Source organism: Flavobacterium sp. ZT3R18 (genome assembly GCF_007097385.1).
GTDB lineage: Bacteria > Bacteroidota > Bacteroidia > Flavobacteriales > Flavobacteriaceae > Flavobacterium.
This window is the reverse complement of record NZ_VJZS01000001.1, coordinates 231,933-249,392: the sequence shown is the minus strand read 5'-3', so window position 1 is coordinate 249,392 and position 17,460 is coordinate 231,933. Positions and strand designations below refer to the sequence as shown.

The window sequence follows — 17,460 nt, the reverse complement described above, 5'->3', positions numbered from 1 at the left end:
TTTAGATTTAAAATTCTACATTCCAAAATCATTAATCATATTAGAACTTTCTGTTTTTTGAGTAGAGCATTATACTTTTAGATTTGAAGATGATGTCTATAAAAAATCTTAAACCATCATTCGTAACCCGAGCCTGAAAGGCGAACTGGCGAAGCAATTTTAAATCAAAAATCTTATTTTAATTTTTGCAAATACATATTTACCACATTTTCCAATCCTAAATAAATAGATTCAGAAATAAGAGCATGCCCAATAGAAACCTCTAATAATCCCGGTATGTTTTGGTTGAAAAACTGAATATTATCCAAACTTAAATCATGACCTGCATTGATTCCCAATCCCAATTCATTGGCCAAAACTGCCGAAGCTACATAAGGATCAATTCCGTTTTTATTCCCTAAACCGTATTGATGGGCGAAGGCTTCGGTGTACAATTCTATTCTTTCGGTTCCAATTATCTTTGCTCCTTCAATCATTTCCAGAACGGGATCTACAAATATTGAAGTTCTAATTCCATTTCGTTGAAACTCCTGAACAATTTCGGTTAAAAACGAAGCGTGTTTTACGGTATCCCAACCTGCATTTGAGGTAATCGCATCAACCGCATCTGGAACTAAAGTTACTTGTGTTGGCTTAATTTCGAGCACTAAATCAACAAAAGACTGCTCTGGATTTCCCTCAATATTATATTCGGTATGCACAATAGATTTTAAATCACGAGCATCTTGATACCGAATGTGTCTTTCGTCTGGACGTGGATGAATAGTGATTCCTTGACCTCCAAATTTCTGGATATCAGCAGCCACTTTAAGTAAATCAGGCACATTTCCACCACGGGCATTACGCAAAGTGGCAATTTTATTTATATTAACGCTTAATTTTGTCATAGAAACAGGAATTAAAAGAATAATTTTTAAATTTATTTTGACAAAAATACAAAGTAAAAGGTAGCAGATTCTGTATATTTTTGATTATTTTGCGTCAATTATTGAGGATAGATTTATGACAGATATTAAAAATTACGTTACGAACGACTACAAAGCAATTGACGGCCATGAAACTATAGGAGCTGTTCGAGACTTTTTTGATGATTTAAACTTCTCCCATTTTCCTGTTATAGAAGAGGAAATTTACATTGGAAGCATCGCTGCAGATGATATTGAAACTTTTGACAGTGATAAAAAAGTCATCGATTATAAATTTACACTCGAACATTTCTTTGTTAGAACCAATATGATTTGGCTGGATGTTTTAGAAGTTTTTGCTAAAAACCATGCCAACTTAGTTCCCATTTTAGACGAAAGCAATAAATATGTTGGGTACTACGAAATAGAAGACATCATTAAATTTTTTCATGAAACTCCGTTTCTAAAAGAGCAAGGTGCGGTCATAATAGTTCGAAAAAACACTGTTGATTACTCGATGAGCCAAATCGCACAAATCGTAGAGAGCAACAATGGTAAACTTTTAGGGCTTTTTGTTTCAGAGTCTGATATCAATACTGTTCAAGTAACCATCAAAATTAATTTAGGCTCTTTGAATGATATTATTCAAACTTTTAGAAGGTACAACTACGAAATCATATCCGATCATCACGAAGACAATTATATCAATAATTTAAAAGAACGTTCTGATTATTTAGACAAATACCTGAACATGTAAATCTTAAGTGATTAGAAAATAGCCCTAAGTGATTAGCCTAGGCTCGTAATGTATCACTTAATTACAACCAAAATGATTACAAAAAAGTCAAAAGTATTTTGGCGAGAAACACCACTTTTCGGTGTTACCAACGGCTAATTACTCTTCACTAATTACCCTGGGCTGAATAATCCCGATCTTAAAATTAAAATAAACCAACTGATTCAACAACAAAATGAAAGTAGCTATTTACGGCCAATATTATTTAGTAAGCACAGAACCCATCATTAAAGACATTTTTGTGTTTTTCAAGAATAATAATGTAGAAATGGTTATTGAATCCGATTTCTTAAAAATGTTGCACGAAAAAAACATTGTAAAAAAAGAATACAAAACTTTTAGTTCACACACAGAATTAGACAAAAGTTTTGATATGTTGATCAGCATCGGAGGAGATGGTACCATTTTAAGAGCCATAACCCTTGTTCGCAACTCTGGCGTTCCTTTATTAGGAATAAATGCAGGAAGATTAGGATTCTTAGCCACTGTGCAAAAAGAAAACATTGCGGAGTTTATGCAATTTGTTATCGACAAAAAATACACCATTTCAAAAAGAACCTTATTAAGCTTATCCTGTTCCCCAGATAACGAGACTATTGATGAACTTGATTTTGCCATGAATGAAATATCGGTGAGCAGAAAAGACACCACATCGATGATTACAATCGAAACCTATTTAAATGATGAGTTTTTAAACTCCTATTGGGCAGACGGATTAATTATAGCAACCCCCACGGGATCTACAGGTTATTCATTGAGTTGTGGAGGTCCAATTTTGACTCCAGATGTAAAAAGCCTAGTCATTACACCTATAGCTCCGCATAACTTAAACGCCAGACCACTTGTTGTTCCTGATGAAACAGAAATCAGACTAAAAGTATCCGGCAGAGAAGATCAATACTTGGTTTCCTTAGACTCTAGATTAACCACTGTTAGAAACGACTCGATTCTAACCATAAAAAAAACATCTTTTCAAATCAATATGGTAGAAATTCCCGAAGAAACATTTTTAAAAACCTTAAGAACAAAATTACTTTGGGGAGAAGACAGAAGAAATTAAATTAATTGTAATTCAGACCTCAGTTCTCAGTCGCAGTTTTCAGACTTGTCTCTAACCATTGATACTCGCATTCTTACCTTTAAAAAAAAAAAACAAGCATTTTTAAACTCTTGAAAATTAAAGTCATTGCCGTATTGTCCTGAAAACTGAGACTGTGACTGAAAACTGACTCAAAAGACACACTTAATTTTATATACGAATAATAGCTTTTTCTCGTTTATAACCATTAGTATTCCTTTCTTAGACCGTTCGTTTCTGAAAAAAATGTACTATTCTCACAATGGGTATTGATTCCTATTGATAATTATTATATTTGCACGCAATTTTTATTTTATGAACAAATTTTTCATCCCTTTTTTGTACTTCTTTGCTCTAACAGCTAGCCATGCCCAAATTCATGAGGTAGGTATTTTTCTTGGCGGAAGTAACTATATAGGAGATGTAGGCTCAACAAATTATATTACGCCCAATGAACCTGCCTTTGGGATTCTATACAAATGGAATAAAAGCCCAAGACACGCCTATAGATTCTCCTACACTCAGTCTCAGATTTCGGCTAATGACAATAATTCTAAAGAAGCGGGGAGATACAACAGAGGCTACCGTTTTACCAATAACATAAAAGAATTATCGGCAGGGATTGAATTCAATTTTTTTGACTTCAATTTGCACGAAGAAAAACCAAAATTCACACCTTATGTGTACACAGGTTTAAGCTACTTCTTTTTTGACGGCAAATACCTGTCAAACAACACAATAGAAAGCAGTGGCATATCAACTTCAATTGCAATACCAATGACGGTGGGAATAAAATCTACTATTTCCCGTAGTTTAATTTTAGCTTTAGAAGTTGGGGCTCGATATACATTTACAGACAATATAGACGGAAGTAATACTAGTAACGGAAGTTTTCCTAAATTTGGCAACATAAATAATAATGATTGGTATGTTTTTTCGGGGGCAACTTTGACTTATACCTTTGGAGAAAAACAATGTTATTGTAGAGAATAAAAAAATGTTAGAAGACAAAATAAACACAGACAACATCCCCAACCATCTGGCCATTATCATGGACGGTAATGGTCGATGGGCAAAACAAAAAGGTTTTTTAAGAACGCTTGGACACGAAAGTGGTTCAAAGTCAGTAAAAAAAATCATAAAAGAATGCTCCGATTTAGGCATAGAATTCCTAACATTATATGCTTTCTCTACTGAAAACTGGAACAGACCAAAACTAGAAGTAGACACTTTAATGAGAGTTCTAATCAATTCATTAAAAAAAGAGCTTCCAACATTACTTGAAAATAACATCAAAATGAATGCCATTGGAAATTTAGAAAAATTACCAAAAAACGCTCAAAAAGAGCTGCAAGATGTAATAAGCAAGACAAAAGACAATACTAAAATGACCCTGACACTAGCGTTAAGCTACGGATCTAGGGAAGAAATAGTCAATGTTGTAAAAATAATAAGCGAGAAAGTTAAAAATAATATAATTTCAATAGACACTATTGACGATTCAATTATAAATGAGCATCTTTACACGCATAATTTACCGGATGTAGATTTATTAATAAGAACCAGTGGAGAACACAGAATAAGTAATTTCTTGTTATGGCAAATAGCTTATGCAGAATTATATTTTACTGATGTATTATGGCCAGACTTTAAAAAACAAGATTTGCATGAGGCTATTATTAGTTATCAAAAAAGAGAACGTCGATTTGGAAAAACAAGTGAACAAATTAAATAATTATTTAGTGTTAAATAAAAGCATAAAATTAGTCCTTACCTTTTTTATTTTAGGAGCCTTTACTCAGATTAAAGCGCAAGAAAGAGTCCCATTTGACCAAGGAAAAAAATACATATTAGCAGATGTTGCAGTAATAGGCGACATCAGCTTTAACCCACAAACAGTTGTCACTTTTACAGGCCTCGAAAAAGGACAAGAAATCACAGTTCCCGGAGAACAAATTAGCGGCGCCATCAAAAAACTAGGAAAACTTGGTCTTTTTGATGAGATTTCTTTTTATGTAAACAGAATACAAAACGATAGTATATATCTAGACTTAAACATCAAGGAATTACCAAAAATCAATCAAGTAAAAATTGTTGGTGTTACCAAAAGCAAAGCCGAAACCTATATTAAGGAAAATGGTCTTACCAAAAGCAAAATTGTAACTGAAAATTTAATTACAACAACAAAAAATTACATTGAAAAACAATACAAAAAGGACGGTTTTTACAATGCCAAAGTATACATAACGACAACCAAAGATACTGCTACAACAAATGAAGTAAACATGCTCGTGAGTGTAAACAAAGGTGAAAAAGTGAAAATTTACGATATAGAAATCGTAGGAAACAAGGAAATAACTGAAAGTAAGCTCCTTGCATCCATGAAGAATACTAAAGAACAAAATTTTTTCCATGTATTAAAAAGATCCAAATATATTGAAGATAAGTATCAAGAAGATTTAGTATCCATAGTAAATGATTACAAAAAAATAGGATACAGAGATGCTAGAATAAAAAGTGACTCTGTTGCCTATAATAAAGAAAAAAACGCATTATACATTAAAATTAACGTTGAAGAGGGAAAAAAATACTATTTCGGAAACATCAAATTCATAGGTAACACCGTCTATTCTGACCAAGGATTAAGCAGTATGTTAGGAATCCGAACTGGAGATACCTATAATGGTGTATTGCTACAAGAAAGAATAGCTGACAAATCGAAACCCGATGGAGAGGATATTACCAATTTATATCAAAATAACGGATATTTATTTTCGAACATAAATGCTGTAGAGACAAAAACGGTAGATAACACTATTGATTTTGAAATACGAGTAACCGAAGGCCCTATAGCGTATTTTAACAAAATAACGGTAGTCGGAAATGACAAAACAAATGATGAAGTTATTTATCGTGAATTAAGAACTCATCCTGGTGAAAAATACAACAAAGCAGAGCTAGTAAGAACCATTAGAGAAATTGGACAATTAGGATTTTTTGATCCTGAAAAAATTGATCCAAAATTCAAAAACGTAGATTCTGCAGCTGGAACAGTCGATATTGAATACAATCTTGTAGAGAAAGGTGCGAGCCAGATAGAACTACAAGGTGGTTATGGAGGTGGTGGTTTCGTAGGAACATTGGGACTATCTTTCAATAACTTTTCGGCAAGAAATATGTTCAAGAAAGATGCATATCATCCGGTTCCTATGGGAGATGGTCAAAAAGTTGCTTTGCGATTACAGGCGAGTTCATATTACAAAACCTATAGCGTTTCTTTTTCTGAGCCTTGGTTTGGAGGAAAAAGGCCCGTACAATTCAACTCATCGTTTGCCTTTAGTCAACAATACAATTCTAATTATCAAACTCAAAAAGTAGATAAATCGAAATACATCAATATCACTACATTATCTGTAGGATTAGCAAAAAGATTAACCGTACCAGACGACAATTTTGTACTATCACAATCTCTTCGTTACCAACAATATGATTTACATAACTACTTATATGGTTTATTTACATTCGCTAACGGACAATCAAAGAACTTATCTTATACCGTTGGGCTTACCAGAAACAGTAAAGGTATAAACCCTATTTTTCCAACATACGGTTCAGAGTTTAGTGTTGTTGGAGAGTTTACACTACCGTATTCGCTATTCAACGGAGTCGATTATGCAACATTAGGCGATCAAGAAAAATACAAATACATTTATGATGGCACATCCTATGTAGACAATAATGATCGCGTTGTAAATAAAGGAGATTATTTAGATAAATTACCAAATACATCAGCTGGTATCCCAAACAAAGTAGACAAATATCAAGATGCGGTAGCAGATCCAGCGAAAGTAGATCAAGAAAAATACAAATGGTTAGAGTATTACAAAGTACAATTTACTGGAGATTGGTACACATCACTTTATAAAAAACTGGTATTACGCACATTAATGCAATATGGGTTTTTAGGAGCTTACAATCAAGACAGAGGGGTTATTCCTTTTGAAAGATATTATTTGGGAGGAGACGGTATGGCTGGTGGGTCAATAGATGGAAGACAAAACATTGGGTTAAGAGGATACAAAAACGGCTCATTAACACCTGCAAACACGAATGGCGAAGCTTATGGAGCGACAGTTTACAACAAATTTTCATTAGAATTGCGTTATCCAATAACCTTAAAAGCATCGGCATCTATATATGTATTAGCCTTTGCAGAAGCGGGTTCGTCTTATGCGTCACTTTCTGATTATCGCCCTTTTGATTTAAATCGTTCTGCCGGGGTTGGATTAAGAGTATTTATGCCCGCCTTTGGATTATTAGGATTTGATTTCGGGTATGGATTTGACACAGTTCCTGGAGAAATAAAAGCACATGGCTGGGAACCCCATTTCATAATTGGTCAACAATTTTAAGTATATTAGTGCTCAATTTCTAATTTTAAAAATTATGAGAAAACAATTTTTATTTATAATTTTACTACTTATTGTGACAACTACAATTGGAGCACAAACCAAAGGTAACAAAGTAGGCTATATCGATATGGAATACATTTTGCAAAACGTTCCTAATTATATAGAAGCGAAAGCCCAATTGGAAGAAAAAGCTCAAAAGTGGAAGCAAGAAATTGAAGCTAAAAAAATAGAAATCAATAAACTAAGTGATGCCTTAAAAGCAGAAAAGCCATTACTGACAGCAGCTTTAATCGAAGAAAGAGAAACAGAAATAAAGTTCCTTGAAACTGAGAAACTAGATTATCAACAAAAAAGATTTGGCCCAAATGGAGATTTAATTACGCAAAAAGCAGGATTAGTAAAACCCATTCAAGATCAAATATTTACAGCTGTTCAAGATATTGCAGAAGCAAAAAAATATGATTTTATATTTGACAAGTCGTCACATTTAACTATTCTTTTTGCTGCAAAACGATTTGATGTCAGCGATCAAGTAATACGAGTATTAAATCGAAGCGAAAAAAGAGAGCAACTGACCAGTAAACAGTTAAAAGAAGAACAAGAAAAGGACAACAAAGAAGATGCTATCAATGAAAACCCAGCTTTGTCCGAAAGAGAGAAAGCCTTAGAAGATAAAAAAACAGCACGGGAAAAATTAATTGAAGCCAAAAAGCAAGCGCAAGAAGAAACAAAAAGACAGTTCGAAGAAAGACGAAAACAACTCCTTGCCGAAAGAGAAGCTAAAAAAAACGGCACAGTTGTTGCAAAAACAACTGCTGAAACAACTTCTTCAAATGGTGTAGCAGAAAAAACAACAACCGAACCGATTAAACCGAGTGCTCAAGAAGAACAAAAAAAGCTTTTAGAAGAGAAAAGAAAAAAAATTCTTGAAGAGCGAGAAGCGGCAAAAAAAGCACTTGAAGAAAAAAGAGCAAAAGAACTTGCTGACAGAGAAGCTAAAAAAAATAGCACGAAAGCAGTAACAGCCAAAACGGATGAAACAACAGCAAAAACTCCTGTGAGTAATGCTGCAGAAAAGCCCACAACTGAAGTCAAACCAAACGTACAAGAAGAGCGTAAAAAAGCATTAGAAGAGAAAAGAAAAAAAATTATTGAAGAAAGAGAAGCTACAAAAAAAGCACTCGAAGAAAAGAGATTAAAAGATCTTGAAGAAAAAGAAGCTGCAAAAAAAGCTAACGACGATAAATTAATAAAAAAGCAATAATACAAACACTAATTAATTACTAAATATTTTAAAACGATGAAACAAATCAAAACTTTACTAATTGCTGCAATTCTTATACTAGGAGCATCTCAAACCATTAATGCACAAACGAAAGTGGCTCATGTTGATGTAAGCGAAATTATGGGAAAAATGCCTGCTATGCTTGATGCTCAAAAACAATTAGAAAAATTGAGTGGTACCTATGATACAGACTACAAAAAAATGGTTGAAGAATACCAAGCAAAATTAAAAAAATACGAAGCTGAATCTGCAACAGTTACTGAAGCTATAAATCAAGAACGTTCTAAAGAAGTTCAAGATATGCAAAAAAGAATTGTTGACTTTAGAGACAATGCTCAAAAAGAATTACAGACTAAAGAATCTGAAATTGTAAAACCAATCATGGAAAAAGTAAGAGCTTCTATCCAAAAAGTAGGTAAAGCAAAAGGATTTCAATATGTATTAGACGGATCTACTCTTTTACTTGCAGACGGAACAAATATTACTGCTGATGTAAAAAAAGATTTAGGATTTTAATACCCTAAAAAAAAATCAGAAACTGCTCTTCCAAAATATTGGTCGGGCAGTTTTTTTTTACAAGAAAATTATAGTATATTTAAAATAGCGTATATATTTGCATCTATGACAAACGATCAACCTATCGGAATTTTTGACTCAGGAATTGGAGGAACATCCATCTGGAAAGCCATACACAATTTGCTACCAAATGAGGAAACCATTTATCTGGCAGACAGTAAAAATGCTCCTTATGGACAAAAATCAAAAGAGGAAATCATTGCCTTGAGCATAAAAAACACTGATTTATTGATTGAAATGGGATGTAAATTGATAGTCGTAGCCTGTAATACGGCCACCACCAATGCAATTCAAGAATTAAGAGCTAAATACACTATTCCGTTTATTGGAATTGAACCCGCCATAAAACCCGCGGCCACACATTCGAAAACACAGACAATAGGAATTCTTGCCACAAAAGGAACCTTAAACAGTGCTCTTTTCAACAAAACTACAGAAATATACCATGACACGAAAATCATTGAACAAGTAGGTCACGGATTAGTCCAACTCATAGAGAACGGCGATATTAATTCGCCAGAAATGACTGAATTACTACTTTCCTATCTTACCCCTATGATTGAGGCCAATATTGATTATCTCGTATTGGGATGCAGTCATTACCCCTACTTGATACCGCAAATAAAAAAGATTCTACCAGCACATATTCAAATCATTGATTCTGGAGAAGCGGTTGCGAAACAAACCCGAAAAATACTAAAAAACAAAGTAGGTTTTTCGAGTGGTAAAAACAATAATCCAATTTTCTATAGCAATTCAAATCCAAAAGTTTTGGCAGAAATTTTAGATAATAACTATACGGTTGAGGAGAGGGATTTTTAAACTAGTCCATCTTCCTTTTTACAAACCAAATCCCGTCTAGATTAATATTCAATGTAAGTTTATGATAATTTTCTTGAATTAATGAATTTGTAATTTGCCCTTTTTGACCATAAGTATAAGAAATAAATAAGGCCGAAGACAGATGATCTAAAGGTAAACAAACTCCAATTGAAAAATTCTTGTCATTAATTTTCTTACTATCCACTTCTAAATAACCCGTGTCATAATTTACGCCAGCGGCATATTTTATCTTTTCGAAATAGTTTCTAGATGTTTTTGCTTTTTGATAAGAGAACCCTAATGCAAATTTTTCTTGATTGGAAAAAACACCATACATATCCGACTGATTGGTGGCGTCCCAAAATCTTTTTTCGTAATCAACCGTTACGTTTAATTTGTTTTTAAAGGCTTTGTTAAACCCTACCCCTATTTCTAATGGCAAATAAAAATCATCGGTATCCGATTTTTTTTCCGTCTCCAAATAAGACGTACCTGTACCATTCACAACAGTAACCGATTGAACTTTTGAAGCATTTATTCGTGTTGGCGATTTTACATTTAATCCAAAAGTAAGCGAAGGATTCATCTTGAATTGTGAACTTAAAATGGGTCTGACACCACTATAATTTACTTTTTTATCGATACTTGTAACAGAACTATTAATCGTATAAGTTCTTTCATCGGTAGTGCCTCCAAAAAGGATAGAGGCAGAAAATCCTACAGACAACTTATTACTTAATTTATAAGCATACGACAAATCCAGATTATTCAGCCCTCCAGTGCCTATTACATCTAAATAATAAGATTCATTACTGCCGTCAATTATTGGAATTTTTAATCCTGATATTTTAAACGACGAACTGGAATAAGGCATCATAGCAAGACTAAATGCGGATTTATTAGTAATCGGAAAAGCAAAAGCAAAATGGGAAAACTGAACATTATTTCGATTTTCTTTTTTCAAATTACTTTCAAAAGACGATTGAATGCCTGTCCCCCCTACCTCAAAAAAGAAGTTGTTTTCAGGAATATCTACAAGCGAAGCCGCATTTTTATTATTGATAAAACCAACCGAAGACAATGCTATTCCTGCAGTACCAAGAGCTGGAATAAACCCAAAATTAGATTCATACAAACTCCCTAATCCGTAAAGAGAATACGGAGAGGTCGCAATACTTTGAGAAGAAGCAAAAAAAGAAGTAAAAAACACTAAAACCAAAAACGGACAACTCTTTTTCATATGTAGATAATATTTGTTTTTTATAGGAATATGGTATCGCCAGATCTTCATTGGTGTTTGCGACAACTTTTGTCATGGCGATTTCATTTAATACGTGATATAATAGATTTGTAATTTCATTTTACTTTCCTTATTGGTCTGATCTCCCAGTACAACTCTATCTACAACTTTAGATAAAATGGGCAATGTAAAGAGTAAACCACTCTTTGAATCCGATTCTTTCAACATTTCTTTTTGCAAAAAAGACCCCAGAGACAATTCATAACCTACAATTTCATCAAATTCATTATTAGTACTATTTAGAACTGCTACTATGTTTTCACCACTAGAATTTGTGAGAGTAGATTTCATTCTATTATAATTATCGACTACATAAATATTTAATTTTTCTGGCAAGGGAAACATTTTCGAATAGGAATTCTTAGCGGGTTTCATGATCAACTTTGCATCTACAATTGCCCCTTTATCCGAGAGGTATTTTAGCTGTTTTATATTAGGAAAATCTACCCGACAAACTATCCCTGTACCCGATTGAATAAAACCTTTATTCTCTGTTAACGTACTAGATAATTTCATTTTGGACAATGGCAGATCTTGAATTAGAGTTCCTGCCCTATCCGATGAAATAGCGTTAAACTGCTTACCGGCATCTAGAATGGTAAAATCTTTTACATAACTTTCTCCACTAGCAGCAGTTCCTTTAGAATAATACAAACGAACTTTACTCAACAAATTAAATCCTATTACACTTGTAGAAGAGTTGGAGGCGGAGGTAATCATAAATCCCTTTAAATAATCAGCAAACTCTTCGGAACTTGTAATTTCATTATTCTTAAACTTATTAAAGAATTCTAATCCAAAAGCATTGCTCAGTTTAATATTAATACTGTCCTTACTAATGGGTTTTGGTCTATAACTGACACTCCCAATACTCGTATCATTATAATTCAAACTAGAATTATTATAAAAGCTAGAGTTATTAATATTTGCTTTAAACTTTTTCAAAATCCTATGAATGCTTAAAGTCTGAACTTTGGTTGTATCTGCATAATAATAGTCATCATACTTTAAGATCATTGCAATAGAATCGAATACATATCCCGTTGCATCCGTGTCTGAGTTTTGACTATAGAGATTAAACGCTGTTGTCGAAACTTGAAAATAACTGTCCGCCTTCACTTTTCCAAAAAGAGGATCATCATAATTCCCAACCAAAATTCTACTTTCACTTGATGTGACTAAAGAGTCTAGTTTTATAGTCGAAACATCCACAGTTACAGTATCTATCGAGATCACTTTATTTTTAATCGCTAGGTAATCTGCCCCAACTACAAATTCACCTACATCAGTATCCGAATCGCAGGAAATAATTAATAACCCCGAAAAAATCAAAATCAAAAACTTATACATACCCATTTTTTTAAGCAAATATATAAGCACTCGTTCCAGTAGTTCTAATAACATATACCGTTCGAGTTAATCTATCTACAAAAAGCACAAAACAATCTATGACCGCCTATTTGGTTGCTAATCGAGTTTCAACCCTAATAATCGCCCATTTGTCTATGGAATAAAGCCGTACATATATATTCTTTTTTAATTATTGACAACACAACTACTTTTGAGCCAATAATTAAATAATGAGAATAAACAACTATACAAAGCTTTTGATTCTGATCCCCCTCTTTAGTGTTTATGCACAAAAAGGATTGACTATTGATCTAAACATTAAAACAGAACCAATAGAAGATGGCTCTATAAACCAGACGGGAATTGGAATACAATGTTTCAAGAATATGGGAACAAAAAACAAATTGACAAATACGTTTCGATACAAAAACACAACGGTAACAAATGAAATTAAAAACTACCTTACAAAGAACTATGCCGCAAACAATGATGCTACACGCTTTACTAGTTTTGAAAATACTTTTGAATTTTCTCTACAATTAAAAGCGAAAACAAAACTGACTCTAGCAATAGAACCAACGGCTAACTATGAAAGTAATTTTAATATTTCGGATCTAATTCTTTTAGGAGGGATCGAGCTTAGTCAATCATTAAACAAAAACAATAGCATTACTGTAGGAGTAAAAAAAATGACCGTTTTTGGCAAACCCGAAATGCTACCAACATTCGCCTATTATCATCAATTTAACAAGGACACTTATTTAAAATTAGGATTCCCCAGTTCAGAACTATCCTACTCCAATAGTATTCGAAATAAATTTAGCTTGAACAATGACTTTAGCGGTAGTAGTTACAGCCTAAATTCTCCCATACTAACACAGGATTTAAACACCATTACAAAAGTGGGGTTTTCACAAATGGAAACCACATTACAATTCGAAAGAAACATGGATACTTCTTGGTACATCAGCCTCAAAGGCGGGTATTCATCGAACAAAGAATTTACATTTTCTGATGAAACGAGAACAAATGAAATGGGTAAATCCTTAAAAAACGGAGGTATCTTTTCAATAAACATTAAATACAAACTTTAATAAACACCACGCATATTATGAAACATTTAAAAAAAGGAATATTTCTAAGTACTTTACTTGTTAGCTTAATTTTCATTAGCTGTAGTAACAATGACGACGAGGAAGAAAAACTAGGAAACTGGATAAAAAAATCAGCATTTGATGGACCTGCACGATCTAGCGCAACAAGTTTTGTCATTGGCACCTATGCCTATGTAGCTACAGGTTATACTGGGGATGAATATCTAAAAGATCTGTGGGCTTATAACTCAACTGGAGATTATTGGGAACAAAAAGCAGACTTTACGGGTGTTGCCAGAAGCTCCGGATCAGGATTTGAACTAGACGGAAAAGGCTATATAGGTCTGGGCTATGATGGAACCAATAAACTAAAAGATTTTTACGAATACAATCCAAATACTAATGTTTGGACTAAAAAAGCAGATTTTGCAGGAACAGCCCGTTATGGAGCAATTGGTTTTCAAGTAGGAAGAAAAGCGTTTTTAGGAACTGGATATGATGGCAATTATCTAAAAGATTTTTACCAATACAACCCCACCGATAATTCTTGGACACTAGTAAACGGATTTAGTGGCAACAAAAGAAGAAACGCAACGGTTTTTGTTATTGACGATATTGCCTATTTAGGAACAGGAATAAACAGTGGTGTTAATCAAGTAGATTTTTGGGCATTTGACCCAAGTACCGATGTCTGGACCCGAAAAAGAGATCTGAATGACGATGAAACCGACCACGACACCTATTCTCTCAAAAGAGCCAATGCTTCTAGTTTTGCTATAAATGACCTGGGGTATTTGATGTGTGGAGAAAGTGGAAACACCATTTGGGAATACAATCCCAAGACTGATATTTGGAAAGAAAAAACAGCTCTAGAAGGATCCGGAAGATCTGATGCAACAGGAATAACCATCAATGGCGAAAAAGGTTTTGTTATACTTGGAAAATCAGGAACATCCTATTTTGACGATGTATGGGAATTCAAACCAAATGACGCACAAAATGACAATGACAACTAGTACCGAAAACAAATCCTTTTGGAAACAATTTCAGAAGGATTTATCCTGTTTTTTAAATTTATGTATTCTAACATTCCTGCTTGGTTTATTACTCTCTATTTGTTGTGAAAGGAAAGAAAATTTAAAACTTCAATCCATAAAAGTCAATAACAGCTGGGGTTACACTATTTCAAACAATAAAAAAATAATTATTAAGCAAACGGTCATACCCGCTATTAGCGAATACAAAAGTTTCAAGTCAGAAAAAGAAGCTTTGGCAATAGGTCAATTGGTTCTAAAAAAAATGGAGTCTAATTTGTCCCCAACTATTACAAAAAATGATTTAATTTTATTAAAAATAAGAATATAGATGAACATCGTATCAATAAAAAACAACGACTCAAACAAAATACTAATTCACAGTATCATTTGGTGTTTTTTTATCTGTACGTCCCTCATTCAGTTTTATGAAAGTCCATTTCATATCAATGCCGATTTTTATGTACAATGGATATTAGGAATAATACTCTTTTATCTCAATTATTTCTATCTGGTTCCTTCATTACTTTTGCAAAAGAAATACATCTCTTATTTTGCCATTTTAATTGTTTTGATAGTGATCATAATGGTCTGTAGATACCAATTTTTCATGCCCGAATTTAGAGAAATGAGACCTCCAAACGGCATAAATCCGCCAAAAACACCTCTTCTAAGCAATCCAAGAATCGAAAAAAAAGAACAACCTTTTTTCTTCAAAATTGTCCCTTCTTTCTTTTATGTTTTAATTATTGCTATTAGCACCATAATAAAAACATTATCAGAGTTTTATAATGACCAACAAAACAAATTAATTGTCGAAAGCCAAAGAACAGCAACAGAATTAAACTATTTAAGAAAACAAACCAACCCACATTTTTTATTCAACTCGCTAAATAGTATCTACTCATTGGCTCATAAGAAATCTGATTTGGTACCAGATGCTATTGTCACTTTATCCGAAATGATGCGGTATATGCTGTATGAAACCGACAATAAAACCGTGTTCCTTGAAAAAGAAATCAATTATATCAAAAACTATATTGAGTTGCAAAAATTGAGATTGAATAACATCGAAAACATTGTCATAAATATTCATGGCGAAACCAAAAACAAATACATTGAACCCTTGCTTTTGATTTCTTTTATCGAAAATGCCTTCAAATATGGCACTGATTATAAAGGAGCGGCTTTTGTAAAAATCAAAATAACAATCGAAGGAAATATTTTGGATTTTTGGGTAGAAAACAAAGTAGAGAACCACACCAAAGATCCTGAAAATTCAGGAATTGGACTGGCAAATATTAAAAACAGACTTACTTTGCTATATCCAAATGCACATCAACTGGATTTAATTGCAACAGAAACAATTTATACAGTACATTTGGTTTTGCAATTAGAACAAATTCAGTTATAAACAAATTCAGCCTTCACACCAACATTTTAAACCAGAAAAAATATGAAATGTGTTATTATAGACGATGAACCGCTTGCAGTTGATTTATTGGTGGAATTTGTTGGCAGAGTGGACACACTCGAACTTGTCACAACATTTACCAATGCAATTGATGCCATTTCGATAATCAATAGTACGAATATAGATTTGATTTTTCTGGACATCGAAATGCCTCATTTTTCCGGAATTGATTTCATCAATGCCATCGAAAAAAAACCGCTAATCATATTTACAACCGCCTACTCTAATTATGCTGTTGAGGGATTTAATCTTGGCGCGGTAGATTATTTGGTAAAACCCATCCCTTTTAACCGATTTTTAAAATCTGTTTTGCGGGCACAACAAATCTTTAACCCCCAAAACCTGCCAGTAGGAAATCCCGTCGCATCTATTCCCGAAATTGAACATGATTTTATGTTCGTTCGAGCCGAATATGAAAATGTAAAATTAAATTTTGCAGATATTTTATTTATCGAAGGATTGAAAGATTATGTCAAAATATACACCACCGATAATAAGTACACCTTAACGCTGATTAGCCTAATAAAACTAGAAAACTTATTATCATCTAAAGGTTTTGCGAGAATTCATCGTTCGTATATCATCAATATAAAACACGTCAAATCCATCCAAAAAAACAAAGTTTTAATAGCCGAAAAAAGGATTCCAATTAGTGAGAGTTATAAAACCGCTTTCTTTGAGAAAATAAATCTTTGACATGAATTACACAAATTCTATCAATTAATTATTTTAAAAATTAGTTACAATTCGTGTAATTCGTGGCTAAATTTAACAAAGTTCACTTTGACTTTAAGTTGTTGTTCGATATAATTTACTCCTCTTTAAACCAACTCGAATACATTACATAATTATTAGAAATGCGCTCAATTTCGCCAGCAAAATTAGATTGGTCAATATCTTTGACCTTCTTGGCTGGAACACCCGCCCAAATGGAACCAGATTCTACTACCGTGTTTTGGGTAACCACAGCACCCGCAGCAATAATAGAGTTACTCCCAACCGTACAATTATCCATAACAATTGCGCCCATACCTATTAACACATTGTCATGTATGGTACAACCGTGTACAATGGCATTATGACCAATAGACACATTATTCCCAATGATAGTAGGATGCTTTTGATAGGTACAATGCACAATGGCTCCGTCTTGAATATTGACTTTGTTGCCAATGGTTATAAAATTCACATCGCCACGAATTACCGCATTGAACCAAACACTACAGGATGCCCCAAAAGTAACATCCCCAACAATGGTAGCATTCTCTGCCACATAACAATCTTCTGGAATATTGGGATGTTTTCCGTTAACCGATTTTATTATCATATTTTAA

17 protein-coding genes are annotated in these 17,460 nt (G+C 33.3%); 13 read left to right on the top strand and 4 right to left on the bottom strand.

From position 1 onward, the window contains the following. Positions 1-173: 173 nt before the first annotated feature. Complete coding sequence (locus tag FNW52_RS01045) at positions 174-887, bottom strand: pyridoxine 5'-phosphate synthase (RefSeq protein WP_143375551.1); 714 nt, start codon at positions 885-887, stop codon at positions 174-176. 115 nt (positions 888-1,002) lie between these two features. On the opposite strand from FNW52_RS01045, the gene FNW52_RS01040 reads away from it, so the two are divergent. From FNW52_RS01040 to murI, 8 genes are all read left to right on the top strand, one after another. After that, a complete protein-coding gene (locus FNW52_RS01040; RefSeq protein WP_143375550.1) occupies positions 1,003-1,662 on the top strand; it encodes a CBS domain-containing protein in 660 nt (219 codons plus the stop codon). Between the two features lie 214 nt (positions 1,663-1,876). Further along, positions 1,877-2,761, top strand: a complete 885-nt coding sequence (locus tag FNW52_RS01035) for an NAD kinase (protein WP_143375549.1) — start codon at positions 1,877-1,879, stop codon at positions 2,759-2,761. Between the two features lie 333 nt (positions 2,762-3,094). Further along, positions 3,095-3,772 carry a DUF6089 family protein gene (locus FNW52_RS01030; protein ID WP_143375548.1) on the top strand — a complete coding sequence of 226 codons (678 nt, stop codon included), beginning with the start codon at positions 3,095-3,097 and terminating at the stop codon, positions 3,770-3,772. A gap of 4 nt (positions 3,773-3,776) precedes the next feature. Then, entirely contained in the window at positions 3,777-4,514 is a 738-nt protein-coding gene (locus FNW52_RS01025; protein ID WP_143375547.1) for an isoprenyl transferase, read from the top strand. Further along, positions 4,447-7,191: an outer membrane protein assembly factor gene (locus FNW52_RS01020; RefSeq protein ID WP_143375546.1), complete on the top strand. Its 2,745-nt coding sequence runs from the start codon at positions 4,447-4,449 to the stop codon at positions 7,189-7,191. The genes FNW52_RS01025 and FNW52_RS01020 overlap by 68 nt, the downstream gene beginning before the upstream one ends. 34 nt (positions 7,192-7,225) lie before the next feature. Continuing rightward, entirely contained in the window at positions 7,226-8,455 is a 1,230-nt protein-coding gene (locus tag FNW52_RS01015) for an OmpH family outer membrane protein (protein WP_370511557.1), read from the top strand. A gap of 36 nt (positions 8,456-8,491) precedes the next feature. After that, positions 8,492-8,992: an OmpH family outer membrane protein gene (locus FNW52_RS01010; protein ID WP_143375545.1), complete on the top strand. Its 501-nt coding sequence runs from the start codon at positions 8,492-8,494 to the stop codon at positions 8,990-8,992. A 105-nt stretch (positions 8,993-9,097) separates the two neighbouring features. Beyond that, positions 9,098-9,874, top strand: coding sequence for a glutamate racemase (gene murI, locus FNW52_RS01005; RefSeq protein WP_143375544.1), 777 nt, complete (start codon positions 9,098-9,100; stop codon positions 9,872-9,874). Position 9,875: 1 nt separating this feature from the next. Here the strand turns inward: murI and FNW52_RS01000 are convergent, their stop codons facing one another. Next, complete coding sequence (locus tag FNW52_RS01000) at positions 9,876-11,114, bottom strand: aromatic hydrocarbon degradation protein (protein WP_143375543.1); 1,239 nt, start codon at positions 11,112-11,114, stop codon at positions 9,876-9,878. A gap of 87 nt (positions 11,115-11,201) precedes the next feature. After that, a complete protein-coding gene (locus FNW52_RS00995; protein WP_143375849.1) occupies positions 11,202-12,524 on the bottom strand; it encodes a DUF4270 family protein in 1,323 nt (440 codons plus the stop codon). 230 nt (positions 12,525-12,754) lie between these two features. Between FNW52_RS00995 and FNW52_RS00990 the strand changes: the two genes are divergently transcribed. From FNW52_RS00990 to FNW52_RS00970, 5 genes are read left to right on the top strand one after another with little or no spacing between them, the layout of a single operon-like run. After that, complete coding sequence (locus FNW52_RS00990) at positions 12,755-13,618, top strand: DUF6268 family outer membrane beta-barrel protein (protein ID WP_143375542.1); 864 nt, start codon at positions 12,755-12,757, stop codon at positions 13,616-13,618. 17 nt (positions 13,619-13,635) lie between these two features. Next, the gene (locus tag FNW52_RS00985) at positions 13,636-14,634 is read left to right on the top strand and encodes a kelch repeat-containing protein (RefSeq protein WP_143375541.1); all 999 of its coding nucleotides are present in this window, start codon (positions 13,636-13,638) and stop codon (positions 14,632-14,634) included. Next, positions 14,618-14,983 carry a DUF4907 domain-containing protein gene (locus FNW52_RS00980; protein ID WP_143375540.1) on the top strand — a complete coding sequence of 122 codons (366 nt, stop codon included), beginning with the start codon at positions 14,618-14,620 and terminating at the stop codon, positions 14,981-14,983. Before FNW52_RS00985 ends, FNW52_RS00980 begins: the two co-directional genes overlap by 17 nt. Next, entirely contained in the window at positions 14,984-16,066 is a 1,083-nt protein-coding gene (locus FNW52_RS00975; RefSeq protein WP_143375539.1) for a sensor histidine kinase, read from the top strand. A gap of 42 nt (positions 16,067-16,108) precedes the next feature. After that, complete coding sequence (locus FNW52_RS00970) at positions 16,109-16,822, top strand: LytTR family DNA-binding domain-containing protein (protein ID WP_143375538.1); 714 nt, start codon at positions 16,109-16,111, stop codon at positions 16,820-16,822. A gap of 115 nt (positions 16,823-16,937) precedes the next feature. Here FNW52_RS00970 and FNW52_RS00965 read toward each other — a convergent pair whose 3' ends face one another. Further along, a complete protein-coding gene (locus FNW52_RS00965; protein ID WP_143375537.1) occupies positions 16,938-17,453 on the bottom strand; it encodes a gamma carbonic anhydrase family protein in 516 nt (171 codons plus the stop codon). Positions 17,454-17,460 lie beyond the last annotated feature (7 nt).

Excerpts from the sequence above, each read along its gene's own strand:
- FNW52_RS01045 (WP_143375551.1), bottom strand. The coding sequence starts at position 887 with ATGACAAAATTAAGCGTTAATATAAATAAAATTGCCACTTTGCGTAAT.
- FNW52_RS01015 (WP_370511557.1), top strand. The coding sequence starts at position 7,226 with ATGAGAAAACAATTTTTATTTATAATTTTACTACTTATTGTGACAACT.
- FNW52_RS00965 (WP_143375537.1), bottom strand. The coding sequence starts at position 17,453 with ATGATAATAAAATCGGTTAACGGAAAACATCCCAATATTCCAGAAGAT.
- FNW52_RS00990 (WP_143375542.1), top strand. The coding sequence starts at position 12,755 with ATGAGAATAAACAACTATACAAAGCTTTTGATTCTGATCCCCCTCTTT.
- FNW52_RS01035 (WP_143375549.1), top strand. The coding sequence starts at position 1,877 with ATGAAAGTAGCTATTTACGGCCAATATTATTTAGTAAGCACAGAACCC.
- FNW52_RS01030 (WP_143375548.1), top strand. The coding sequence starts at position 3,095 with ATGAACAAATTTTTCATCCCTTTTTTGTACTTCTTTGCTCTAACAGCT.
- murI (WP_143375544.1), top strand. The coding sequence starts at position 9,098 with ATGACAAACGATCAACCTATCGGAATTTTTGACTCAGGAATTGGAGGA.
- FNW52_RS01040 (WP_143375550.1), top strand. The coding sequence starts at position 1,003 with ATGACAGATATTAAAAATTACGTTACGAACGACTACAAAGCAATTGAC.
- FNW52_RS00995 (WP_143375849.1), bottom strand. The coding sequence starts at position 12,524 with ATGTATAAGTTTTTGATTTTGATTTTTTCGGGGTTATTAATTATTTCC.
- FNW52_RS01020 (WP_143375546.1), top strand. The coding sequence starts at position 4,447 with ATGAGGCTATTATTAGTTATCAAAAAAGAGAACGTCGATTTGGAAAAA.
- FNW52_RS00980 (WP_143375540.1), top strand. The coding sequence starts at position 14,618 with ATGACAATGACAACTAGTACCGAAAACAAATCCTTTTGGAAACAATTT.
- FNW52_RS01010 (WP_143375545.1), top strand. The coding sequence starts at position 8,492 with ATGAAACAAATCAAAACTTTACTAATTGCTGCAATTCTTATACTAGGA.
- FNW52_RS01000 (WP_143375543.1), bottom strand. The coding sequence starts at position 11,114 with ATGAAAAAGAGTTGTCCGTTTTTGGTTTTAGTGTTTTTTACTTCTTTT.
- FNW52_RS00975 (WP_143375539.1), top strand. The coding sequence starts at position 14,984 with ATGAACATCGTATCAATAAAAAACAACGACTCAAACAAAATACTAATT.
- FNW52_RS01025 (WP_143375547.1), top strand. The coding sequence starts at position 3,777 with ATGTTAGAAGACAAAATAAACACAGACAACATCCCCAACCATCTGGCC.
- FNW52_RS00985 (WP_143375541.1), top strand. The coding sequence starts at position 13,636 with ATGAAACATTTAAAAAAAGGAATATTTCTAAGTACTTTACTTGTTAGC.
- FNW52_RS00970 (WP_143375538.1), top strand. The coding sequence starts at position 16,109 with ATGAAATGTGTTATTATAGACGATGAACCGCTTGCAGTTGATTTATTG.